A 19,781-nucleotide genomic window follows, 5' to 3' on the forward strand; every position below is an offset into this window, starting at 1 on the left:
CGCGCGCCGCCCGAACACGCACCCGGGCACGCAAGAGCCCCGGAACTCGTCCGGCGAGTTCCGGGGCCTGGTGCTCAGAGCGGGCGTTGGGTCAGATGAGCGGGCCGCCGAACGGGGTGCCGCCCGTGCCGTAGTAGGTGCCCAGCTCGTCGCGGTAGCCCTGGTCACCGAGATGCTTCTCGCGGTGGAACTCAGGAGCATCCTTGATCTGTTGCTTGGCAAGGCCGATGAAGACCTTCTTCTCGTTCGGGTCGATGCTCTCGACCGTGCTCGCCGGGAGCATGACCTCCTTGCCGAAGATCCACACACCGGTGTCGACCACCAGGTAGGCGTCACCGACCTCGTCGGAGTGCTTGTCGACCTTGCCGATGCTGCCGTCCGTGGCCTCGACCTTGTATCCAGTGAGGTCGGCGCCCGCAAGACGGCCCGCGGTCGACTTGTAACTCCACACATTCTCAGTCACGCGAAAACAACTCCTCCGGTAAAAGAGGGACGGCGGAGAACTCCGCCGATCCCCCCTTTCAGCAGTCGTACACGGCGGTTTGTCCGACCGCCTTGGTCGCGGGTGCCCCGCGTCCAGGATCACACGCCCCGTTTTCAGGCCAGAATCCAGAATTTCCTCCGGACCTCGCACGGGAAGTGTTTCTGCCGGTCAACTACCAGCGGTACCAGCGGCCACTGCCACCCTTCGGACGGGCAACGAACCCGACGAGCCACAGGACCAACACGGCGATCGCGACCCACCACAGAATTTTCAGCGCGAAACCCGCGCCGAAGAGAATCAGGGCCAGCAGAAGAACGAGAAGCAGGGGAATCATAATTGTCAACCTCCGAACCGCCGTGTGCCCGCCGGTCCCCCCGTCCATGCCTACGAATTCGACACAGGAACTTCTCGGGACGCTCTGGCCGGACACCCGGGTTCACGTTCGGCCTTCGTGGCATTTGGGCACCCCGCCGGGATCGTGGACACCGGCGGGACAGCACCAGACACCGGCCTTCGGGTGAGCCGGCCGGACCGGGCCGGTTCCCGCCCCAGGTCCGGCCACGGTGGATCCGGCCGGAACTCGTCCACGGGAAGCCCGAGTTCGCGCGGATCCAGCCCGACCACACGGCCGGGACATGCATCCGGCCGACGGGGGCAGAAGAAGCTCACCCCGTTCTCCACCGAAGGCGACCCAGTGACTCTCTCCGTGCATGCCCGCGAGACCACCGCCACCATCACGGAAACACCTGCCGCCGCGGACGACCTGCCCTGGATCGAGGACGGCGGCAAGGTAACCCCCAAGGACGCACGCGAGTTGTCCCGGCTCTTCCTCGATCGCCTCCAGACCCTCGAGGAAGGCACCCACGAGTACCAGTACGCCCGCAACACCCTGATCGAGATGAACCTGTCCCTGGTGAGGTTCGCGGCCCGCCGGTTCCGCAACCGGGGCGGCGGCGACCTGGAAGACGTCGTCCAGGTCGGCACGATCGGTCTGATCAAGGCCATCGACCGCTTCGACCTCTCCCGCGAGGTCGAGTTCACCTCGTTCGCGATCCCCTACATCGTCGGCGAGATCAAACGCTTCTTCCGCGACACCACCTGGGCCGTCCACGTCCCACGACGTCTGCAGGAACTCCGCGTCAGCCTCGCCAAGAGCAAAGACGCGCTCTCGGCCGAGCTGGGCCGCACCCCCACCGTGAAGGAACTCGCCACCCACCTGGACCTGACCGACGACGAGATCATCGAGGGCCTCGTCGCCGCCAACGGCTACGTCGCCGGCTCCATCGACACCCCGGGCTGCGACGACGACACCGACAGCACGCCGGCCTACGCGGACACGCTGGGAGACACCGACCCGGCACTGGAGCTGTTCGAGAACCTGCACACGCTGGGACCCCTGCTCCAGCAGCTCGACGACCGCGAACGGGCCATCATCGAGATGCGCTTCGGCCAGGAGATGACCCAGGCCGAGATCGGCCGCGAACTGCACGTCTCCCAGATGCACGTGTCCCGTCTGCTGAGCCGCATCCTGACCAAACTCCGCACCGGTCTCCTGACCGGGTGAGCCCGCGGATCTCAGCGGGGGCCAACCCGGCCATCGGCCAAAGCGATACGGGCGATGACGCTCTTGCCCGTCGGTTCGAGCCGGACCTGGAACGCCTGAACGACGGCCATGACGATCTCCAGCCCGTGCTGGCCCACCCTCCCCGGATCGACGGACCGGGCCGCGGGCTGCACCCTGGCGCTGTCCCGAACGGTCACCTCCACCACGCCGTCCGCGATGCTCAGCTCCATGTGCAGCGGCCCGGGCGCGTATTTGCGGGCGTTGGTGACCAGTTCACTGACCACCAAGCGCGTGAGATCGACGGCCCGCTCGGAGACGGCCACGTCATGGTCGGCCCGTGCCTGGTCGAGGAACTCTGCCGCATGGTGCCGTGCTTCGGCGATACAGGCATCGCCGCCTCCCAACGAGACGGCGGTGGCTATGAGACGGGTACTCGGCTGCCCTTCGCCGTCGGTGTCGGCAGGCTCCACTCTTTGTCACCTTCGTTCCCCTGTCCGCCGGCGACCACCCGGCGCGACTCATGTTCTTCTTCCTCGAACCGGCCGACCGGTTCGAGCGTGCCTTCCCCTGGCATCCGGGCCGACGTCCGGCGCCGGAGCCACACCAGCGAACGCGGTCGAGGACTCGCTGACAGCGGCGGATTCGGACCAGCCCGAGCAACTGACGATAAGCCAATCCACCGTCAGCGGCGTCCGGGGCGTCGCCCCCTGACCGCATGCGTGTCCGCGGGGTCCCGCTCGGGTCAGGGCAGGCTGCCTTCTCCGCGGACCCGGCGGGCGACCTCGCGAAGCTTGATGTCGTTCGCCTGCGAGTAGCGGCGCAGTACGTTGCACGCTTCTTCCTCGGGGAGGTGGTGGCTGCCCGTGACGATGCCCATGGCCTCGCCGACGAGGTGGCGGGTGGCGACCGGCCCGGTCCATCTGGGCGTGCGTGCGGGCGGCGGAGAACGCGACCGCGGCGTGGGAGGCCGGCAGCACTCCCGCCGGCTCGCTGACGTCCGTGAACGCGCCGGGCCGACGGGAGTAGAAGTTCCGCGCGCCGAGGTCCTCGTCGTCGTGAAGAGCAGGCAGCCCATCATGATGCCCACGCCGAGCTGAAGCGCCTGCGGGGCGAACGTAGGCCGGCGCTGCTGCTCCCTGGAGAGATCGGCGATGCGGAACACACGCTCCCCCTGCGAGCGGTAGGCGGCATCGAAGCACGGTCCCTCGCCCAGCTGCTGTTGCAGCAGGTCACTGTCGGTGACCAAGGAACGGGTGGCAGCGAGTCTCCACCTTCGCGTCGACGTCGATCGAACTCCGCGTCCTCACCCGCCGGTCGCGCCGCAGGGCACTCGCCGGGCGCGCCGGAGTCGCGGAGGCCCGACCTCGTCGCGGACATCGCCGCCAGGCCTGGCCGGCCGGGGGTGAGCCGACCGACGCCCGCCGCGCTCATGCCGCGTCGTACTGGGCGACGATGCGGGTCACCGTGACCGTGACGGTGACCGGATCCGGGGTGGCGAGGTGGGAGACGACGGCGGCCCGCACCCGGCCGTGCACGTTGCGGGCGACGTCCAGGGGCCGCGCGCCCTCGGCGAGGGCGCAGCGCACCTCGATGTGCCATCCCGGGCCGTCCGGCGCCCGCTCGGCGCGGACGCCTGCCTCGGGAGGCGGGCGGTGGGACGCGGTGGACGTCCGGGTGGGTGCGGCGGCTGCCGCGAGGCGTTGGGCGAGTCGGGGTTGCAGGCCGATGACGCCGGGAACCGCTAGGGCTGCCTCGGCCACGACGCCGACGATCGTGGTCGGGCCGGTGGTGGTCATCGCGCATCACCACCGGTCCGAAGGCCGGCGCCGAGGGACGGCGGCCACCGCTCGGCCACGTCGACCACGGCGATGTCGACGGCCGTCACCGCGAGCCCCAGATCCTGGCCGGCCGAGTGAAGGACCGACCGTCGCACCTCATGTACGCGCTCGGGCAGCGGACGGTCGAGGCCGGCGACGAGAGTCATGGTCACCCGGACGTCGGTGCCCTCGCCCGCGGACGTGAGCCGGCAGGTCGCGGCCCTCGCACCGGGGACCGTGTCCGCGGCCTGCCGCAGCACCTTCGCCGCGGCGCTCTCGGTGATCCGCAGGTCGCGGTCCGGGTCGGCCAGGGGCAGCAGCCGTCCCAGTCTGGCCTCCGCCCTGACGGCGTTCATGACGCGGTCGGCGAGTGCGGACAGGCCGGGAGGGTCCACGGCGCGCAGCGCCAGGGTGGCCGCGTTCACCGTGGCCAGCCCCTCCACGGCCTCGCGACAGTGCGGACAGGAGACGGTGTGCGGGTCCCGGGCCGACGCCTCGTCCTGGGCCTGTTCCCAGACCCGGCTGAGGAGGCGGCCGCAGGGCAGCGTCTCGTCCCCCGGGAACGGTGGCACGTCGGCGGCGGCCGATCCGGTGCGGGGCCCGTCGGCTCCCGGCGGTGCGGACGGCTGCGGGTGCGGGTCGTCTAGCGCCATGGGCCCATCGCCTCCTGGAGGGATCGGCGTGCCCGGAACAGTCTGCCGCGCACCGTCGGCTCGCTGGTCCGCGTCTCGAGGGCTATCTCTTTGTAGGGCAGACCCTGCACCTCCCTCAGGATCCAGCAGATCCGCTGCCCGGCGTCCAGTTCGGCGAGGGCGCGGGTCAGGGCGGCGGCGGCCGCGTCCCCCTCGGCGGACCGGTCGGGCTGGCTCCACGGGTCGCCCGCCGCGGGTTCGAGGACGGTGTTCAGTGGGAGGGGCGGCAGCCGACGCCGACGCATGGTCAGGCAACGGTTGACCGTGATCCGGTACATCCAGGTACGGAACTCCGCGCTCTGGCGGTATTCCGGCAGTCGTCGCCAGGCGCTGACGAAGGCGTCCTGGACCGCGTCCTCGGCGTCCTGGGGGTTGCCGAGCATGCAGCGGGCCAGGGTCAGTAGGGACCGGCTGTGCCGTCGGACGAGAACGGCGAAGGAGTCCTCGTCTCCCTCGGCCGCCCGTACGGCCAGCAGTCCGTCCGGCAGGTCGCATTCCAGCCGTGGCGAAGCGGTGCGTTCGATCATGACAACTCCCGCACAAGGCTTGGAACGTGCAAGTACCCACATACATCCATGTGATGCACATCACACGTGATGAGCGTGAGAAGGACGCCGCCACGTGTGTCCAACCTCTTGACGGCACCACGCAGGTGTCTCCCACTGACCGATCGAGGCGACCGCCATGACGGACAACATCACCAGCGTCAGCGGGGGCGGCCGGGCCGATGCGGGCGTGAGCGCGCTGAAGGGCCGTACCGGGGCCGGGACTCCGGCCGAGACACGGGGGAAGACCACCATCGCGGACGGTGTGGTGGCCAAGATCGCGGGCATGGCCGCCCGCGAGGTACCCGGCATCCACAGCCTGGGAGCGGGGATGGCCCGTGCCTTCGGCGCCATGCGGGAACGCGTTCCCGGCGGAGGCGGAGGCGGAGGCGTCACCCGGGGAGTGAAGGTCGAGGTCGGCGAGCGGCAGGCCGCAGTGGACCTGGACGTCGTCGTCGAGTACGGCGTCTCCATCGTCGACGTCGCCGGCGGCGTACGCACCAACGTGATCAGCGCCGTGGAGCGGATGACGGGCCTGGAGGTCGTCGAGGTGAACATCGTCGTCGACGACGTCAACCTCCCCGACGACGAGGACGAGGGGGCGCAGACCGAACCGGACGAGGGCCGCGTGCGGTGACCGCAGCCGTGACCAGCGCCGTGTCCGCGGGCCTGCGCGGGCGATCACGGCGACAGGGACGCTCGCGAGACGGGTGAGTACATGATGAACGCAGCGACGACGGGCCTCGCGGCCGGCATGGCCCTGGGCTTCGCCGGTTACTTCGGCGGCTTCTGGGCTTTCCTGCTCGTTCTCGTCCTGGGGGTGGCGGGGCTGATCGTCGGCCTCGCCGTGCAGGGTGATCTCGACCTCCGTGCGCGGAGGCAGCGGTGAACACCCGGCCCGGTGCCCCGCCCCCCGGTGAAGGGTCCGGCCCCCCGGCGCGGGCCGCGGGCCTGCCGCCCCCGGCCGAGCGGGGCGCCACCGTCATACCGGACAAGGTGGTCGCCCGGATCGCCGCCCAGGCCGCCCGCACGGCCCAGTCCCGGCGCGCCGCCATACCGCCCGACCGGGACGCACCGGCGGCGCCCGCCGCCTCCGCGGCCATCCGTACGGGGTCGGTGCGGGTGCACCTGACCATGGACCTGCCCTACCCCGCCGACATCCCCCGGATGTGCGAGCGGATACGGCAGGACGTCGCCGAACGGGTGGCCCAACTGACCGGTCTGGAGGTAGGAGAGATCACGCTCACCGTCCGGCGGCTGGTGACCGCCGCCGGCGCCGACCGGGGACGGGTCCGGTGAGCCGCCCCGCGGCCGGTGCCGCCGGCCTCGCCGCGTAAGAAGCCTCGCCGCGTAGGTAAGGAGGACCGGAATGACGCCAGACCCGGACCCGCCCGTCCGCAGCTCCGCACCGTCCGCGCGAACTGCCGCGGTGCCCCTGACCAAGGAGCCCGAGGAGCCGAGGGAGCAACCGGCGGAGCCCGGTCTCCCCGGACCCGACGCGCCTCCACCGAATCTGACGGCCGGTGAGCCCGGCAGAGGGCACCGAACCCATCGGCCATGGTCCGCGCGTCGCCTCCCGGCCGCGCTGGTCGCCTCGGTGGTTCTCGTGGCGGCGGGCGCGGCCCTGCTCGACGTCGTCGCCGTGCGGGCGGGCCGCCCTGCGGCAGCCTGGCGCCGGCACCTGGCCGACGAACTGGCGACCCGCCCGCTGAACGACGTGTGGATGCTCACGGGAGCCGCCGTGGCGGCCGTCGTCGGCGTCTGGCTGATCGTGCTGGCCCTCACTCCCGGCCTACGCCGCTGGCTGCCCCTGCGCTCCCCCGCGGCCGGGCTGCGGGCCGCCCTGGACCGGGACGGTGCCGCCGATCTGATACGCGACGCCGCCATGCGGGTACCCGGGGTCGGTAAGGCTCGCATCCGGGTGCGCCGCCACCGCGTCAAAGCCAGCGCGGACGTCCGTTTCCGCGACCCCCGGAAGGTGAAGGACGACCTCACCGCCGTCCTCGGCGACGAGCGCGACCAGCTCGCCCTCGCCCGTCCTCCCCGCCTCGTCGTACGGGTACGACGAGGCACCGACTGACCGAGAAACCTGCAGCACCGGAGCCCGCACCATGACGCCGCAACCCGTAGTCAACCGCAGTCTGCTGGCCCTCGCCGGGCTGGTCCTGCTCGGCGGCGGTCTGCTGATCCTCTTCGCCGGGCTCGACGTCTACCGGAGTCACCATCTGGTGCCGCCCGTCGGCTGGCCCCTGACCACCCCGGCCGACGTCCTGCTCGGCTCCGCCGACCGGGCCCGCTGGAGCAGCCAGGGCTGGTGGTGGTGGCCCGCGGTCATCGCCGCCCTCGTCCTCGTCGTCCTGCTCGCCCTGTGGTGGCTGCTCGCCCAACTGCGCCGGCCCCGCCCCGGCACCCTGCCCGTCGGCGGCACACCCCCGCAGGAGGGCGTCGAGGTGCGCGACCGCGCGCTCAGCGACGCGATCGCCGCCGAAGCCGGCGCCCTGCCGGGCGTTGAACACACGGCCGTACGCATCACTGGCCGTTCTGCGCATCCCCGCACCCGCGTCGGCCTGACTCTCTCCTCTCAGGCGGCACCCGGCGCCGTCCTCGGCGCCCTGTGGGAGGGCCCGCTGCGAACCGCCCGTCGGTCCACCGGCTCCTCTCACCTGCCCACCGAGGTCCGCCTGCAGGTCGCCGGCCACAAACCGCACCGCGCGGAGTAAGGAGAAGACCACCCGCCCCTGTGCCCACCCCCTGCGGTCGCTCGCCGTTCGCCGGGGCTTCGGCACCACTTCCCCCATGGAGAGACCATGATCATCCTGGGTATCATCCTGCTCGTCGTCGGCTTCGTCACCGGGATATCCATCCTGTGGACCATCGGGATCATCCTGCTGGTCATCGGAGCCATCCTGTGGATCCTCGGCAGCATGGGACACGCCGTCGCCGGTCGACGCCACTACTGGTGACCGCCCCGCACGGCCTACGGTGCGAGCAGCCGGGGGTTACCCCTCTGACCCGCTGTGCAGCGCCCGACCCGGCTTCGGTCGGCTCGGGCGCCGGCTCGTTCTCGGCCCACGGCGGTCACCGCGATTCAGTCGGAGGGCGGAAGCAGCGTGCCCAGGGGCCCGAGGTCGAGGTTGAGGTCCTCCATGGTCAGTCCGTGCTCGGCGCACAGGTCGCTCATGCGGTCGTGCAGGAGCAGGAGGGTGGCGCCCAGGCGTTCTTCCTGGTCCTCGGTGAGGTCTCCCTGGTCGACGCGGTGCAGGGCCTGTCGTTCCATCAGCTGACGCAGCAGTTCCACGAGGGTGAGGACGAGCTTGAGGAGGTCCCGTTCGACGGTGTCGCGGTCGGAGCTGATCCGCCGGGCCGGGGAACGGGAGCCCTCGCCGGCCGTAAGGTCCAGGTCGCGCGGGGCGGCGGGCAGCAGCCGGAAGGCGCGGGCGGCGGCCTCCGCGACTTCGTCGGCGCGGGACGGCGGCCGGCTCTCACCCTCAGCCGTCATGGCCGCCACCCTGCAGCGGGCTCGTGCTCGGCCACGGCGAGGGGTTCTGCTCGCTGATGGAAACGATCAGGGCACGGAGAGAGACCCGCACCAGATCGATGTCGGCGATGGACAACACGACGTCACCGGTGAGGACGACGCCACCGGTCAGCAGTCGGTCGAGCAGGTCGATGAGAGCGACCTGCCGCTGGGGCAGTCGCTCCGTCTCGGGTTGCCGGTCGGGCGTGATCACGGGGGTGCTCCCTCCGCGGCACCGCCGGATTCACCGGGTGGCATGGCGAAGGAGTACGGAGCCCAGGGGCCGGTGGCCTCGATCCGTACCCCGTCCAGCCCGTCGGCGGCGTGCGTCACGTCGGCCAGGAAGTCGTCGCAACGGTTCAGCGGCACCAGGTACGCGTCATTGACGACGTTCTCGCCGACGACGTCGGCGCTGCCGGCCGCTTCGGCGAGGAATCCCTGTTGTACGCGGTGCCGGACCCGGTCGGAGGCGTGCTTGCGACCTGCCGTCTCCACCCGCTCGGCGGCCTTCTGCGCCGCCTGGTACACGGTGTCGCGCACACTCTGCTGCTGCCTGCGGTTCCGCAGATAGGCGCGCCCGGGGGTCAGGTCCCCCGCGGGAACGGCCGGGGCCGCGGGGACCGCGGACGGCTCGGCATAGATCTTGACCCCCCATTCGACATGTTCGGAGAGCCGGGCCAGGCGCGCGGCGAACACGGTCCGCCCTGCTTCCAGTACCTCCCGGGCCCGCTGGTCGTCGAGGTAGACGGTCGCCAGGCGGAAGGGGAGGACGGTGGTGCGCTCGGCCAGGGCCTCGATGACGCCGTGGTGGGCGCGGGCCACCGCCTCCAGCCATTCCAGGTCCTCGAGATGCTGCTTGAGAGCCTGTTCCTGGAAGTCCTGTGCGGGCACCCGGCTCACCACCAGCGCCAGCTGCTCGTCGCCGGCTCCGGTGACGAGGCTGACCGGGGCGTCGGCGACGCCCCGGAGCGGCGAGGCCGCCTCCCGCAGTCCCTCGATGTCGCGTACCACCGCGTACGCGTACGTCAGCAGGTCACTCATCGCGAGCACTTCCGCGGCGACGGCCGCCGGTGCGCCGGGGCGCTTCCTCCTCGATGGGCAGGGCGTCGCCCTGGCGGAGAGCATCGATCTCGGCCCGCAACCGGCGGTTCTCCTCGGCCAGTGACCGATCACCCCTGGCCCGGGAGGAGAGCGCGGGGTCGTGCTCCCACCAGTCGATGCCCATCTCCTTCGCCTTGTCGACGGAGGCGACCAGGAGGCGCAGTTTTATGGTCAACAGCTCGATGTCGAGAAGGTTGATCTGTATGTCGCCCGCGATGACGATGCCCTTGTCGAGTACCCGTTCGAGGATGTCGGCGAGATTGGCGGAGGAGCCCTGCCCGTAGGGCTGCGCCGCTCGGGACGGGTAGGAACCGAGCCTGTTGGCCAGGGGTTCAGTCACGGTTGCGGCCTCGAATTCCCTCGTGCCGGATCAGGAGTGTCAGCCCTGCCGATGGGCGCGGATCTCCTCCAGCCGGTCGAGCAGTTCGTCCTCGCGCCGGTCGAACGTCTCCTCGTCGATGTCTCCCGCGACGAGGAGACGTTCGAGTTCGGCGAGTTCGCGGTGCACCGGTGCGGGGTCGTAGTACTGGTTCTCGGCTTCCTCCCGGACCCGCTCCACGACCCATACGACACCGCGCACGGGGGCCAGCGGGAGGGTGACGAGCTGGGTGAACAGGCCCATGGGAACTCCTTCAGACGAAGCTGTAGGGGGGCAGGGGGCCGTTGAGCCGGAAGTCGAAGTCGTCGCCCATCTGATGGGCGACGCTCAACTCCGTGGTGAGGAACGCCTCTTCCTGGTCCCCGGTCACCAGGAACGACACGTTGAGAAAGTCCGAACCTGTCGGCTGGGACGAATCAAGCGTGCGAGCGAAGGGGCGCAGAGCTTCGACCACACCTGTCGCCAGCGCCTCCTGCCGTGCCTGTACCTCCTGGGTGACCAGCTCCCCCAGTCGCAGCGACGCGTCGGGGGCGGCGGTGCCGCCGCGGATCTCGTCATTGAGCTCTCGTGCCACGTCCGACTCCCGCAGGATCTGCCGCAGCAGCGCGTCCTCGTCCTGCGACGCCTTGAGGTGGTACTCGCTGCACCCCTCCAGTGCCTGGAGCCGGTCCGCGTAGTCCGCGGCATTATGCTCCAGGGCCGCCAGGACCGCCTCGTCGTTCTCGGCGATGAGGCCGAACCGCATGGGGAGCACCGTGCCGTCCGCCATGAGGCGCTCCTGGACTTCCTGGTGCGCCATGATGTCGCGGCGCTTGGCGCGCAGATCCTCCGGCGCGTCGCTGACCACGGCGCACAGCGGTCCGGCCGGCACTGTCCGCAAGCCCGCCGGGGGTTCACCGACGCCCTTGAGACCGTCGAGGCGGAGCGGGTGCTGCTTGCCGGTGATGGAGTAGATGTATACGGCCATGGCTCATTCCTTCTCGCGCGGCGAGCCTTATTCGCGCTCGCGTCGGGAGGTACGCCGAACCGGCCGCCGTCGCCTCTCCACGGGTTGCCTTTCCTTGCCCTCGTCCTCTTCCTCGGGCACTTCTTCTTCGGCTTCCTCGGCGTCGTCACGGCCGGTGATCCCCTTGAGGGAATCGGTTACCGCTTCCGCCGCGCCGGAGAGAGCGCCCTTGGATTTGCCTTTGGCTCCGCTCTCGACCGTGTCTCCGACGATGTCCGTCAGCTGGGCGGGCGCCTTCCTCCCGGATTCGAGGTCGAGACGGTTGCACGCCTCGGCGAAACGCAGATAGGTGTCGACGCTGGCCACGACGATGCGAGCGTCGATCTTCAGAATTTCGATCCCCACCAGCGACACGCGGACGAACACGTCGATGACAAGTCCGCGGTCAAGAATGAGTTCCAGGACGTCGTAGAGGCTGCTGGTCCCGCCACCGCCACCGCGAGCGACACCGCCTCCACTTTGCGGCACCACTGTCATGGTGCCTCCCTTCACCGGCTGTGCTTTCTCAGCCCCGCCGGTCGATTTGGCCGCGCGTGTAGCGGCGCTTCCGTTCGTATCCCACCAGATCGCCTTCCTCGTCGAGCGTCACTCGATAGGTGGCCATCACGCTGGTGGTTTCGGGGACACGCTCCAATTCGAGTACCTCGACGTCGGCTTCCCAACCGGTCTCGGTCGGCTTCAGTGCCGAGACGGACTCGGGAGCACGGCCGAGCAACTCCTGGAGCTGTCCGACGGCGGAGCGTATGGCCCAAGCGGCGCCCTTTCCGGAGCGGCGGGAACCACTCGTGCTGTCCCCGTCGGAGCCGCGGCTCCGACCGCTGGATCGCCTCCGGGGTTCTGGTGCGGCCATGATCTCTCCGGTGGTCGGAGCGTGCGCCATATTCCATCCACGAACCCTATAATTTCATCATATAGGGACACATATCGCCCTAGCGTGGATGACTTCGCGGGGACCTGCCCGCCGGTTGCATGGTGTGTCTGCGACACAGCGGGCAGTGAGGCACGGTGCTCGTGCGATCCGCTTTCTCCATCGCGGGTTCGGGACCGGGGCGTTGGTCCGGACGCGGGCGTTTCCACCTGCCCTTTGTGAAGGGAACCGGCTCATGAACGACACGACCAAGGTCGGCCTCGCCGCCGCCGTCGCAGCGGGCTATGTGCTCGGACGCACGAAGAAGGCACGCCTTGCCTTCACCATGGCAACTTACCTTGCCGGCCGCCGCTTTGGGCTCGACCCTCAACAGCTGCTGACGACCGGACTCCGCAAGATCGGTGATGTTCCAGCGGTCTCCGAGCTGAACGAGCAGGTGCGCGGCGAACTGCTGGGCGCCGGCCGCAAAGCCCTGGCAGCCGCTGCCGATCGGCGCCTCAGCGACCTCGCCGACTCGCTCCGCGAGCGCACGCAACGCATTGGCCAGGAGAAGGACGAGGACGAAGAGGACGAGGACGAAGACGAGTACGAGGAGGACGAGGAAGAGCCGGAGGAGGGCGAGGGGCGTTACGAGGACGAGGAAGAAGCGGAAGAGGGAGAGGAGGAAGAGGGAGAGGAGGAAGAGGAACCGGAGGGGGAAGAGCAAGAGCCGGAGGACGAACTGGAGGAAGAACCCGAGGAGGAGGAAGGGCCCGAGGAGGAAGAAGGGCCCGAGGAGGAACCTGAGGAGGAGGAAGAGGAGGAGGAAGAGGAGGAACCGCCGCAGCGTCGCCGTCGGCGCACGGGAACCGCGGCGAGGAAGCGTGCCGACCAACCCGCTCCCCGTAAGGCGGCCGCCAAGAAGGCCGCTCCTGAAAAGAAGGCGGCGCCGGCGAAGAAGACCGCGTCGCACCGGCCCCCGGCCAAGAAGGCGGCACCGGCGAAGAAGGCCGCGAAGAAGTCTCCGCCTCCTGCCAAGAAGGCCCCTGCGAAGAGGCCCACTGCCAAGAAGACCGCGACGAAGAGGACGGCCGAGAAGAAGGCCCCGGCGAGGAAGACGGCACCGGCGAAGAAGACCGCTGCCAAGAAGACGACCGCGCGGCGGAGGTAGGTCATGGCCGACAAAGTGCGTGACACCGACCACGAAGAGAGTTCGGGTCTGGACCTGCTGCGCGAGCAACTCGTCGACTACCTCGGTGCTCAGGTGGAACATCTCGCCGACAAGGCAGGGGACAAGTTGGGGGATGTCACCGACCACCTTCTCGACGCCGCCGAGAACGGCGGAACACTCGCCGGCGTCGGCGGTCGGATGCTCCAGGGCGACTCCCCACTGAAGGCGTTCGTGGGTCAGAAGGCCAAGGGGGTCAAGGACAACGTGATGGGCAAGATCAAGGGCATTTTCGGCGGAGGGAGCAGTGGCAAGGCCGGCAGCACCAAGGTCATGAACATCATCGAGGTGCTGGACGTGGGTGTCCCGATCCGCACGGCGTACAACTACTGGACCCAGTACGAGGAGTTCAGCAGCTTCACCAAAGGCGTACGCAGTGTGTCCAAGAACGACGAGGTCGCCAGCACCTGGAAGGTGAAGGTCGGTCCGTCGACCCGCGGTTGGAAGGCATCGGTTGAGGAGCAGGTGCCGGACGAGCGCATCGTATGGAGCTCCGAGGGCGCGAAAGGCACCACCCACGGCTGTGTCAGCTTCCACGAAATCACGCCCGACCTGACGCGCATCGTGCTCGTCGTCGAGTACTACCCGTCGGGCCTCTTCGAGAAGACCGGCAACCTGTGGCGCGCCCAAGGCCGCCGTTTGCGGCTGGACTTCAAGAACTTCCAGCGCTACGTCACGTTCGCCGACGAGGAGGTCGAGGGCTGGCGCGGCGAGATCCGCGACGGCGAGGTGGTCCGCAGCCACGAGGAGGCGCTGGAAGAGGAGGAAGCGGAAGGAGAGACCGAGGACCAGGAGGAGTACGACGAAGAGGACGGGGAGGCCCCCGAGGGAGAAGAGGAAGAGGGCGAAGAAGGAGAAGAAGGAGAAGAAGAGGGAGACGAGGACGAGGAGTACGACGAGGAGGAGCCGGAGGAGGAGTACGACGAGGAGGCCGAGGAGAACGGGCGCTGACGTGGCCTGTGCCAGGCGATTCCCCTCGGCTCGACCCGCCCCGGGGCTCTGCTCCGCCGGCGCTCCACGGCGGGTTCAGATCCGCTGGGCGCGGTGAAGGAGGGTGTGCAGTCCGTAGGGCCGTAGCGCCGCCCGGGCGGCGTTCGCCCCGGGGGCTCCGTGGACTCCGCCGCCGGGGTGGGCGGCCGCGGAGGCGAGGTAGAGGCCCTTTACCGGGGTCTCGGGCCGGCCGGTGCCGGGGACGGGACGGAAGACGGCCTGTTGGTGCAGGGCGGTGGTGCCGTTGTTGATGGCGCCGTTGTGGAGGTTCTCGTCCATGGCCTGGAGGGTGGTGGGGGCCAGGATCCGGCGGGCGAGGATCCGGGTACGGAAGCCGGGCGCGAACCGCTCCACCTGGGCCTCGACACGGTCCGCCATGGCTTCCTTTTCGCTGGTGTCCCAGCGGCCGGTGATGCGGTCGGGGCCGGCGTCGGAGGCGATGTGCTGCGGGACATGGGTGTAGGCCCACGCCGACTCCGTGCCGGCGGGTGAGCGGCTGGGATCCGCCGTGGTCATCTGCCCGAGCAGGGCGAACGGCTCGTCCGGGACCTGTCCCATGGCGATCTGCGAGGCGAACCGGGTCAGGCTGTCCATGCCGTCGGCCACGTGGACCGTTCCGGCGCCGGAGGCCTGCGGGGCGGTCCACGGCACCGGGCCGGTCAAGGCCCAGTCGACCTTGAAGGTCGCGAAGTCCCACTGGAAGCGTTCCAGGTCCCGCAGGAGGCGGGAGGGAAGGTGCTCCTCCCCCACGAGCTCCCGGTACAGGGCCTGCGCAGAGGTGTCCGCGAGCACCGCGCGGCGCGCGCCGACGGTCTCACCGCCGGCCGTCCGGACGCCCACCGCCCTGCCGCCCCGTACGACGACGGACACGGCGCGCTCCCCGCACCGCAGCACGCCGCCGCGGTGCTGCAGGCGGCTCACGAGCGCCGCCGTCAGGGCCCCCGCCCCGCCGACGGGCACCGGGAAGCCGTGGCTCTGTCCGAGCATCGACATCAGCCAGCCGAATCCGCCGCTGCCCACCGCCTCGGGGGCCAGGTCGGCGTGCAAGGCGTTCCCGGCCAGCAGGAGCCGTCCCGCCTCGCCCCGGAACTCCTCGTCGCCCAGGCGGCGTACCGGCAGGGCCAGGTTCCGGGCCAGCCGCAGTCCGTCCGCGGTCCGCAACTTCGCCGCCAGCCGGAGCCCGGAGCGGACTGGAGGGAACGGCGTGAACAGGGCCTGCACCAGGTCCTGCCCGACTCGCCTCCAGGCGTCGTACAGGTCCCGCCAGGCATCGCCGTCGCCCGACGCGAACGCGTCCAGCCCCGCTGCGGTCTCCTGCACCCGGCGCTCCAGCACGGCACATCTCCCGTCCCGCAGCGGGTGGGCCAGCACGCGTGGGGCGTGACTCCATCGCAGTCCCTCCGCGGCGAGATCCAGGCGGGCGAGGACCGGGGACACGGCGGCCAGCGGGTAGAAGGCGCTGAAGAGATCGGAGACGTAGTCGGGATGGACACCGCGATCGCTGCGTACGGCACCTCCGGGCTCCTGCTGTGCCTCCAGGACTTCCACGCTCCACCCGGCGTCCGCGAGCACATTGGCCGCCACCAGCCCATTGGGACCGGCGCCGATCACCACCGCGTCAGGCATGGCGGGCCCCGGCGTGACCCTGCTCGCCGGAACCCTGTTCCACGAGCCTGGCCAGGCGGCCCAGCATGCCCCGGTGCCGCAGCAGGAACAGCGCTTCACTCGCGGCGTTGTGGAGGGTGCCTCCCAGGCCGCGCAGGGGGTGCTCGTCACAGATGACGAGGGTTTCCTCCTCCCCCCAGGGCCTGAGCTGGAGGAAGATCCTCGCGGTGCCCAGCGGCTTGAAAGAGGCCTCCAGTTCCAGCTCACTTCCGGATTCCTGGTGGCGGACCGTCGTCACCCCGTCGGCCGACCACGGACCCAGCCGCACGGTGTAGCGGAGCCTGGATCCGACAGCGGGCCAGGTCTGGTCGAGTGGCACGGACCCCGTGGGGCCCACCACCCACTCCTCGTAACGAGTCGGATCGGCCAGCACCGCCCACACCGCGTGCGGGGGACGCCGGATCAACTGATGGTGGACGGCCACGGAGGTGCCCCTTCTGCGGGAACGGACGATGTCTCACACAGCCGCGTCACGCGGCAGCGGGAGTGCGGGCCCGCGTTCGCACCGGCGCTCGCGCAGGGCTGGAACACCCGGGCACGGCCGACGCCTTCATCCGCCATGCGGTGTCACGGCCATGGTGCGCGTACTCGAATGCCCTCGCATCTCACACGGACCGCGCCGGAGGGCGGCGCGCCGCCTACCGGGGGGCCGGGCAGGACATTGGACAGCTCTTCCGGCGCCGGGGTCGGCGTGGGTTGGGCCAGGGCCGGATGGGGCTGCCACCGGAGGCCGATGCCGACCGTCACGTCTCGTGCGGACCTGGTCCGCACGACTCCGGAGGACCGTAGACAAAGAGGTGCAAGACGACTGACGATGAGTGATCGGTTGGAAGTCTCCCGTTGGAGGTACTCGCGTGACCCCTGCCCCGCCCACGTCCCTCGCAAGTTGGCCGACGCCGTTGGAGAGGGCTCCGCGTCTGGCTGCCGCCCTCGGCCTGCGGGAGACCGATCTATGGATCAAGCGAGACGATCTGATCGGTTTGGGGGCGGGCGGAAACAAGGTCCGCAAACTCGAGTACACGGTCGGCGCGGCCCTGGCCGCCGGAGCGGACACCCTGGTCACGGTGGGGGCTCCGCAGTCCAATCACGCAAGGCTGACCGCGGCGGCCGGAGCGAAGCTCGGCCTCGATGTGGTGCTGGTCTTTCCGGGCAGGCCCGGCGGGTCACGGTCGGGAAACCTGACCCTGGACGCCCTCTTCGGGGCTCAGGTCCACTGGGCAGGCGACGCCGACCTGCGACAGCTTGTCGCAGCCGCGGAGGAAGTCGTCGAGGTACTGCGTCGCAGCGGGGCGCGTCCGGAGCTGATCCCGTTCGGTGGGTCCAGCGCCGTGGGTGCCCGGGGCTATCTGCAGGCCGGCAAGGAGCTGCTTTCCCAGGTTCCCTCGGTGGACCTGGCGGTCGTCGCGTTGGGCTCGGGAGGCACCATGGCCGGCCTGGTCGCCGCGCTGGGCGCCGACCGTGTACTGGGTGTCGACACCGGCGCGATGGACGATCCGGCCGCGGCGGTCGCCGCCATGGCCGGCGAACTCACCGGTTCCGCGGTGCGGGACCGGCTCCGCATCCGGTCGGACCAGGTCGGTTCCGGCTACGGCCGGCTCACCGAGTCCACCGCCGCGGCGCTGCGACTCGTGGCCCGCACCGAAGGCATCGCACTCGATCCCGTCTACACGGGGCGGGCCATGGCCGGACTCCTGGCCGCGGTCGGGGACGGCACCATCACACCTGGCCGGACGACCGTTTTCTGGCACACCGGCGGCTTGGCCGGACTCTTCGGCCACACCGAGGCAGTTGACCACTTCGACGCCGCCCTGCCGGTGTTCCCGGCATAGACGGGGTACCGGCGCCGTGGCCCCTGGGTCGGGCGTCCAGACCGAACGTCCTGGCAGGCCGTACGGACGAAGCCCGGTGAACCTTCAACGCCGAGGTCCTGGCGGCGTTCACGGACGAGGTGCGCGGCAACGGCGCCTGGCGAGGGGATCCGTGGACGTCGTTGCGGCGCACTTATGATCGTCGGCATGACGCTGCGCCTTGTTCAGGTGAACATGAAGGCTCTTGACGACTCGGTTGTCGGCCGGTTCTGGGCGCAGGCGCTCGGCTGGGGTGTTTCCGGTGCGGGATCCGGCGTGACCGCCGTTCAACCCGCCGGATTCGACTGGCTGGACCCGATCACCGTCGGCATCGACGTCGTCACCGTCCCGGAACCCAAGACGACGACAAAGAACCGTACCCACCTCGACCTTGCCACCACCTCTGCCGCCCATCAGGCGGAGTTGGTCGCGCGCCTCCAGGCCCTCGGCGCGACGCCCGCCGACGTGGGCCAGCGCGACGTGCCGTGGACGGTCCTCGCCGACCCCGAGGGCAACGAGTTCTGCGTGCTGGAGCCCCGGGAGATCTACCGGGACACCGGGCCGATCGCCGCGGTGGTGGTCGACTGCGCGGACCCACGGGCCATGGCCCGGTTCTGGGCCGGGGCGACGGACTGGACCCTGCGCGAGGTTTCCGACGATCACGCGGTGTTGCGCTCCGCCCAGGGGACCGGCCCGTATCTCGAGTTCCTCCGCAAGCCCGGCGCGAAGACCGTGCCGGACCGCGTCCATCTCGACCTGGTGCCCTACCCGGGTGACGGTCAGGAGGCGGAGGTGACCCGGCTGCGGTCCCTCGGCGCCACCGACCTCGACCTAGGTCAGGGCGACGTCTCATGGGTATGCCTGGCCGACCCGGAGGGTCACGAGTTCTGCGTCCTCGCCCGGCCCTGACCCACGAGGAGTTCGAAGGCCTGCCGCTGACGTGAACACCTTCCGGCGGGACCAGCGGGCCCCCGGACACCGCCGAAGCGGTGGCGTCCGGGGGACTGTCCTGCTGGGTGCCGCGGCTCAGGTGCGGCGACGGCGGGCCGGCGCACGTGACGCGGACTTGGGTTCCCGGGTCGGGGTGTTCGTCTGTACGGTGCCGTCGGCGACGTCGGCGTCGAGCACCTGATCGCCGTACAGGTCCTGGAGCCAGTTGGTCTGGTAGATGGTGTCGAGGTAGCGCTCCCCGAGGTCGGGGGCGACCGCCACCGCGGTGAGGTCATCGGTGTCGTGCCGGGACAGCCAGTCCGTCGCGCCGCTGACCACGGTTCCGGTGGAGCCGCCGAACAGGAAGCCGTGTCTGGCCATGCGATGGCACATCCGGATGGTGTCCGGCTCCTCGACCTTGATCACCTCGTCGACGAGGGACTCGTCGAGCAGTGGGGGCCGCATGCTCATGCCGAGGCCCGGGATCATCCGGCGGCCCGGCTCACCGCCGAACGCCACCGAGCCGGCCGCGTCCACGGCGACGATCCGCACCGGTCTGGGCCACTCGCGGAAGTAGCGCGCGCAGCCCATCAGGGTTCCGGTGGTGCCGGCCCCGACGAACAGCACGTCCAGTTGCGGGAACCGGCGGGCGATCTCGGGAGCCGTCGTGCGGTAGTGGGCCAGCCAGTTGCCGGCGTTGGTGTACTGGCTGAGCCAGACGTATCGGTCGTCGGAGGCGCACAGCGAGCGGACGTAGTCGATCCGCTTGCCCAGGAATCCGCCGTTGGCGTCCTGGTCGGCCACGATGTGCACCTCGCTGCCGAGCGCCTCCATGAGGAGCCTGGTCGACAGGTTGCACCGGGAGTCCGTCACACACAGAAACCGGTAGCCCTTGCTTGCGGCGATCATGCTGAGCGCGACGCCGAGGTTTCCGGAGGAGGACTCCACGAGGACGGAATCCGCTGTCAGGATCCCGTCCCGCTCGGCACTCTCCACCATCTCGTTCGCGGCCTTCAGCTTGATGGAGCCGGCGAAGTTGAACGCCTCGCACTTCAGGTAGAGCGGGTATCCGCAGATCGACGCGAGATCGACGAAGAGGTCGCCCTCGTTGAAGGCGTGGGGAGCGGATATGACAGGCACGGCGGGCCTCCTGGTGCCGGGCCGAGGAC

29 protein-coding genes are annotated in these 19,781 nt (G+C 70.2%); 11 read left to right on the top strand and 18 right to left on the bottom strand.

Annotated elements, in window-relative coordinates; translation table 11 throughout:
- Positions 1-91: 91 nt before the first annotated feature.
- Positions 92-463 carry a PRC-barrel domain containing protein gene (locus ACZ4N4_RS17785; protein WP_450758333.1) on the bottom strand — a complete coding sequence of 124 codons (372 nt, stop codon included), beginning with the start codon at positions 461-463 and terminating at the stop codon, positions 92-94.
- Between the two features lie 193 nt (positions 464-656).
- Positions 657-818 (bottom strand): hydrophobic protein, encoded by a 162-nt coding sequence (locus tag ACZ4N4_RS17790; RefSeq protein ID WP_453567156.1) that lies wholly within the window; start codon positions 816-818, stop codon positions 657-659.
- Positions 819-1,190: 372 nt separating this feature from the next.
- Between ACZ4N4_RS17790 and ACZ4N4_RS17795 the strand changes: the two genes are divergently transcribed.
- On the top strand, positions 1,191-2,048 hold the full coding sequence (locus tag ACZ4N4_RS17795; protein ID WP_467590621.1) for a SigB/SigF/SigG family RNA polymerase sigma factor: 858 nt from the start codon (positions 1,191-1,193) through the stop codon (positions 2,046-2,048).
- 11 nt (positions 2,049-2,059) lie between these two features.
- On the opposite strand, the gene ACZ4N4_RS17800 is transcribed toward ACZ4N4_RS17795, so the two are convergent.
- The 5 genes from ACZ4N4_RS17800 to ACZ4N4_RS17820 all read right to left on the bottom strand — a co-directional run bounded on the left by ACZ4N4_RS17800 (position 2,060) and on the right by ACZ4N4_RS17820 (position 5,084).
- A complete protein-coding gene (locus tag ACZ4N4_RS17800) occupies positions 2,060-2,518 on the bottom strand; it encodes an ATP-binding protein (RefSeq protein ID WP_453567158.1) in 459 nt (152 codons plus the stop codon).
- 272 nt (positions 2,519-2,790) lie between these two features.
- Positions 2,791-3,294, bottom strand: coding sequence for an ANTAR domain-containing protein (locus ACZ4N4_RS17805; protein ID WP_467589502.1), 504 nt, complete (start codon positions 3,292-3,294; stop codon positions 2,791-2,793).
- Positions 3,295-3,475: 181 nt separating this feature from the next.
- Positions 3,476-3,844 carry a hypothetical protein gene (locus ACZ4N4_RS17810; protein ID WP_467589504.1) on the bottom strand — a complete coding sequence of 123 codons (369 nt, stop codon included), beginning with the start codon at positions 3,842-3,844 and terminating at the stop codon, positions 3,476-3,478.
- Complete coding sequence (locus ACZ4N4_RS17815; protein WP_467589506.1) at positions 3,841-4,518, bottom strand: Asp23/Gls24 family envelope stress response protein; 678 nt, start codon at positions 4,516-4,518, stop codon at positions 3,841-3,843. The genes ACZ4N4_RS17810 and ACZ4N4_RS17815 overlap by 4 nt, the downstream gene beginning before the upstream one ends.
- Entirely contained in the window at positions 4,509-5,084 is a 576-nt protein-coding gene (locus ACZ4N4_RS17820) for an RNA polymerase sigma factor (RefSeq protein ID WP_453567165.1), read from the bottom strand. Before ACZ4N4_RS17820 ends, ACZ4N4_RS17815 begins: the two co-directional genes overlap by 10 nt.
- A 157-nt stretch (positions 5,085-5,241) precedes the next feature.
- Here ACZ4N4_RS17820 and ACZ4N4_RS17825 point away from each other — a divergent pair, with 157 nt between their 5' ends.
- The 6 genes from ACZ4N4_RS17825 to ACZ4N4_RS17850 all read left to right on the top strand — a co-directional run bounded on the left by ACZ4N4_RS17825 (position 5,242) and on the right by ACZ4N4_RS17850 (position 8,065).
- A complete protein-coding gene (locus ACZ4N4_RS17825) occupies positions 5,242-5,739 on the top strand; it encodes an Asp23/Gls24 family envelope stress response protein (RefSeq protein ID WP_453567167.1) in 498 nt (165 codons plus the stop codon).
- An 81-nt stretch (positions 5,740-5,820) separates the two neighbouring features.
- On the top strand, positions 5,821-5,991 hold the full coding sequence (locus ACZ4N4_RS17830) for a hypothetical protein (RefSeq protein WP_453567168.1): 171 nt from the start codon (positions 5,821-5,823) through the stop codon (positions 5,989-5,991).
- Complete coding sequence (locus ACZ4N4_RS17835) at positions 5,988-6,401, top strand: Asp23/Gls24 family envelope stress response protein (RefSeq protein WP_467589510.1); 414 nt, start codon at positions 5,988-5,990, stop codon at positions 6,399-6,401. The genes ACZ4N4_RS17830 and ACZ4N4_RS17835 overlap by 4 nt, the downstream gene beginning before the upstream one ends.
- Positions 6,402-6,471: 70 nt before the next feature.
- The gene (locus ACZ4N4_RS17840) at positions 6,472-7,182 is read left to right on the top strand and encodes a DUF6286 domain-containing protein (protein WP_467589513.1); all 711 of its coding nucleotides are present in this window, start codon (positions 6,472-6,474) and stop codon (positions 7,180-7,182) included.
- A gap of 31 nt (positions 7,183-7,213) precedes the next feature.
- On the top strand, positions 7,214-7,822 hold the full coding sequence (locus ACZ4N4_RS17845; protein WP_453567174.1) for an alkaline shock response membrane anchor protein AmaP: 609 nt from the start codon (positions 7,214-7,216) through the stop codon (positions 7,820-7,822).
- Positions 7,823-7,909: 87 nt separating this feature from the next.
- Positions 7,910-8,065, top strand: coding sequence for a DUF6131 family protein (locus ACZ4N4_RS17850; RefSeq protein WP_453567176.1), 156 nt, complete (start codon positions 7,910-7,912; stop codon positions 8,063-8,065).
- Positions 8,066-8,190: 125 nt separating this feature from the next.
- Here the strand turns inward: ACZ4N4_RS17850 and ACZ4N4_RS17855 are convergent, their stop codons facing one another.
- From ACZ4N4_RS17855 to ACZ4N4_RS17890, 8 genes are read right to left on the bottom strand one after another with little or no spacing between them, the layout of a single operon-like run.
- On the bottom strand, positions 8,191-8,601 hold the full coding sequence (locus ACZ4N4_RS17855; protein ID WP_453567177.1) for a gas vesicle protein K: 411 nt from the start codon (positions 8,599-8,601) through the stop codon (positions 8,191-8,193).
- Complete coding sequence (locus tag ACZ4N4_RS17860) at positions 8,591-8,833, bottom strand: gas vesicle protein (protein WP_453567178.1); 243 nt, start codon at positions 8,831-8,833, stop codon at positions 8,591-8,593. The genes ACZ4N4_RS17855 and ACZ4N4_RS17860 overlap by 11 nt, the downstream gene beginning before the upstream one ends.
- Entirely contained in the window at positions 8,830-9,660 is an 831-nt protein-coding gene (locus ACZ4N4_RS17865) for a GvpL/GvpF family gas vesicle protein (protein ID WP_467589517.1), read from the bottom strand. Before ACZ4N4_RS17865 ends, ACZ4N4_RS17860 begins: the two co-directional genes overlap by 4 nt.
- Positions 9,653-10,060 carry a gas vesicle protein gene (locus tag ACZ4N4_RS17870; protein WP_453567182.1) on the bottom strand — a complete coding sequence of 136 codons (408 nt, stop codon included), beginning with the start codon at positions 10,058-10,060 and terminating at the stop codon, positions 9,653-9,655. The genes ACZ4N4_RS17865 and ACZ4N4_RS17870 overlap by 8 nt, the downstream gene beginning before the upstream one ends.
- A gap of 39 nt (positions 10,061-10,099) precedes the next feature.
- Positions 10,100-10,342 carry a gas vesicle protein GvpG gene (locus ACZ4N4_RS17875; protein ID WP_450758302.1) on the bottom strand — a complete coding sequence of 81 codons (243 nt, stop codon included), beginning with the start codon at positions 10,340-10,342 and terminating at the stop codon, positions 10,100-10,102.
- Between the two features lie 10 nt (positions 10,343-10,352).
- Positions 10,353-11,066, bottom strand: a complete 714-nt coding sequence (locus tag ACZ4N4_RS17880; protein WP_467589521.1) for a GvpL/GvpF family gas vesicle protein — start codon at positions 11,064-11,066, stop codon at positions 10,353-10,355.
- Positions 11,067-11,093: 27 nt separating this feature from the next.
- Entirely contained in the window at positions 11,094-11,582 is a 489-nt protein-coding gene (locus tag ACZ4N4_RS17885; protein WP_467589524.1) for a gas vesicle structural protein GvpA, read from the bottom strand.
- Positions 11,583-11,610: 28 nt separating this feature from the next.
- A complete protein-coding gene (locus tag ACZ4N4_RS17890) occupies positions 11,611-11,955 on the bottom strand; it encodes a gas vesicle protein GvpO (RefSeq protein WP_450758296.1) in 345 nt (114 codons plus the stop codon).
- A gap of 253 nt (positions 11,956-12,208) precedes the next feature.
- On the opposite strand from ACZ4N4_RS17890, the gene ACZ4N4_RS17895 reads away from it, so the two are divergent.
- Positions 12,209-13,123: a histone protein gene (locus ACZ4N4_RS17895; protein WP_467589527.1), complete on the top strand. Its 915-nt coding sequence runs from the start codon at positions 12,209-12,211 to the stop codon at positions 13,121-13,123.
- Positions 13,124-13,126: 3 nt separating this feature from the next.
- Complete coding sequence (locus ACZ4N4_RS17900) at positions 13,127-14,131, top strand: SRPBCC family protein (protein ID WP_467589530.1); 1,005 nt, start codon at positions 13,127-13,129, stop codon at positions 14,129-14,131.
- A 75-nt stretch (positions 14,132-14,206) separates the two neighbouring features.
- On the opposite strand, the gene ACZ4N4_RS17905 is transcribed toward ACZ4N4_RS17900, so the two are convergent.
- Both ACZ4N4_RS17905 and ACZ4N4_RS17910 read right to left on the bottom strand, forming a co-directional pair.
- On the bottom strand, positions 14,207-15,796 hold the full coding sequence (locus ACZ4N4_RS17905) for a phytoene desaturase family protein (RefSeq protein WP_467589533.1): 1,590 nt from the start codon (positions 15,794-15,796) through the stop codon (positions 14,207-14,209).
- On the bottom strand, positions 15,789-16,259 hold the full coding sequence (locus ACZ4N4_RS17910) for an SRPBCC family protein (protein WP_467589536.1): 471 nt from the start codon (positions 16,257-16,259) through the stop codon (positions 15,789-15,791). Before ACZ4N4_RS17910 ends, ACZ4N4_RS17905 begins: the two co-directional genes overlap by 8 nt.
- Positions 16,260-16,689: 430 nt before the next feature.
- On the opposite strand from ACZ4N4_RS17910, the gene ACZ4N4_RS17915 reads away from it, so the two are divergent.
- Complete coding sequence (locus tag ACZ4N4_RS17915) at positions 16,690-17,664, top strand: D-cysteine desulfhydrase family protein (protein ID WP_467589539.1); 975 nt, start codon at positions 16,690-16,692, stop codon at positions 17,662-17,664.
- A gap of 186 nt (positions 17,665-17,850) precedes the next feature.
- Positions 17,851-18,591, top strand: coding sequence for a VOC family protein (locus ACZ4N4_RS17920; RefSeq protein WP_467589542.1), 741 nt, complete (start codon positions 17,851-17,853; stop codon positions 18,589-18,591).
- Positions 18,592-18,708: 117 nt separating this feature from the next.
- On the opposite strand, the gene sbnA is transcribed toward ACZ4N4_RS17920, so the two are convergent.
- Positions 18,709-19,752: a 2,3-diaminopropionate biosynthesis protein SbnA gene (sbnA, locus tag ACZ4N4_RS17925; protein WP_467589545.1), complete on the bottom strand. Its 1,044-nt coding sequence runs from the start codon at positions 19,750-19,752 to the stop codon at positions 18,709-18,711.
- Positions 19,753-19,781 lie beyond the last annotated feature (29 nt).

This window comes from Streptomyces sp. NPDC026538 (assembly GCF_055567535.1).

What these genes read in the sequence shown, in the direction of transcription:
- ACZ4N4_RS17855 (WP_453567177.1), bottom strand. Translation starts at nt 8,601, where the DNA reads ATGACGGCTGAGGGTGAGAGCCGGCCGCCGTCCCGCGCCGACGAAGTC.
- ACZ4N4_RS17830 (WP_453567168.1), top strand. Translation starts at nt 5,821, where the DNA reads ATGATGAACGCAGCGACGACGGGCCTCGCGGCCGGCATGGCCCTGGGC.
- ACZ4N4_RS17850 (WP_453567176.1), top strand. Translation starts at nt 7,910, where the DNA reads ATGATCATCCTGGGTATCATCCTGCTCGTCGTCGGCTTCGTCACCGGG.
- ACZ4N4_RS17845 (WP_453567174.1), top strand. Translation starts at nt 7,214, where the DNA reads ATGACGCCGCAACCCGTAGTCAACCGCAGTCTGCTGGCCCTCGCCGGG.
- ACZ4N4_RS17825 (WP_453567167.1), top strand. Translation starts at nt 5,242, where the DNA reads ATGACGGACAACATCACCAGCGTCAGCGGGGGCGGCCGGGCCGATGCG.
- ACZ4N4_RS17840 (WP_467589513.1), top strand. Translation starts at nt 6,472, where the DNA reads ATGACGCCAGACCCGGACCCGCCCGTCCGCAGCTCCGCACCGTCCGCG.
- ACZ4N4_RS17815 (WP_467589506.1), bottom strand. Translation starts at nt 4,518, where the DNA reads ATGGCGCTAGACGACCCGCACCCGCAGCCGTCCGCACCGCCGGGAGCC.
- ACZ4N4_RS17895 (WP_467589527.1), top strand. Translation starts at nt 12,209, where the DNA reads ATGAACGACACGACCAAGGTCGGCCTCGCCGCCGCCGTCGCAGCGGGC.
- ACZ4N4_RS17920 (WP_467589542.1), top strand. Translation starts at nt 17,851, where the DNA reads ATGACGCTGCGCCTTGTTCAGGTGAACATGAAGGCTCTTGACGACTCG.
- ACZ4N4_RS17820 (WP_453567165.1), bottom strand. Translation starts at nt 5,084, where the DNA reads ATGATCGAACGCACCGCTTCGCCACGGCTGGAATGCGACCTGCCGGAC.
- ACZ4N4_RS17905 (WP_467589533.1), bottom strand. Translation starts at nt 15,796, where the DNA reads ATGCCTGACGCGGTGGTGATCGGCGCCGGTCCCAATGGGCTGGTGGCG.
- ACZ4N4_RS17890 (WP_450758296.1), bottom strand. Translation starts at nt 11,955, where the DNA reads ATGGCCGCACCAGAACCCCGGAGGCGATCCAGCGGTCGGAGCCGCGGC.
- ACZ4N4_RS17810 (WP_467589504.1), bottom strand. Translation starts at nt 3,844, where the DNA reads ATGACCACCACCGGCCCGACCACGATCGTCGGCGTCGTGGCCGAGGCA.
- ACZ4N4_RS17875 (WP_450758302.1), bottom strand. Translation starts at nt 10,342, where the DNA reads ATGGGCCTGTTCACCCAGCTCGTCACCCTCCCGCTGGCCCCCGTGCGC.
- ACZ4N4_RS17880 (WP_467589521.1), bottom strand. Translation starts at nt 11,066, where the DNA reads ATGGCCGTATACATCTACTCCATCACCGGCAAGCAGCACCCGCTCCGC.
- ACZ4N4_RS17790 (WP_453567156.1), bottom strand. Translation starts at nt 818, where the DNA reads ATGATTCCCCTGCTTCTCGTTCTTCTGCTGGCCCTGATTCTCTTCGGC.
- ACZ4N4_RS17900 (WP_467589530.1), top strand. Translation starts at nt 13,127, where the DNA reads ATGGCCGACAAAGTGCGTGACACCGACCACGAAGAGAGTTCGGGTCTG.
- ACZ4N4_RS17885 (WP_467589524.1), bottom strand. Translation starts at nt 11,582, where the DNA reads ATGACAGTGGTGCCGCAAAGTGGAGGCGGTGTCGCTCGCGGTGGCGGT.
- ACZ4N4_RS17865 (WP_467589517.1), bottom strand. Translation starts at nt 9,660, where the DNA reads ATGAGTGACCTGCTGACGTACGCGTACGCGGTGGTACGCGACATCGAG.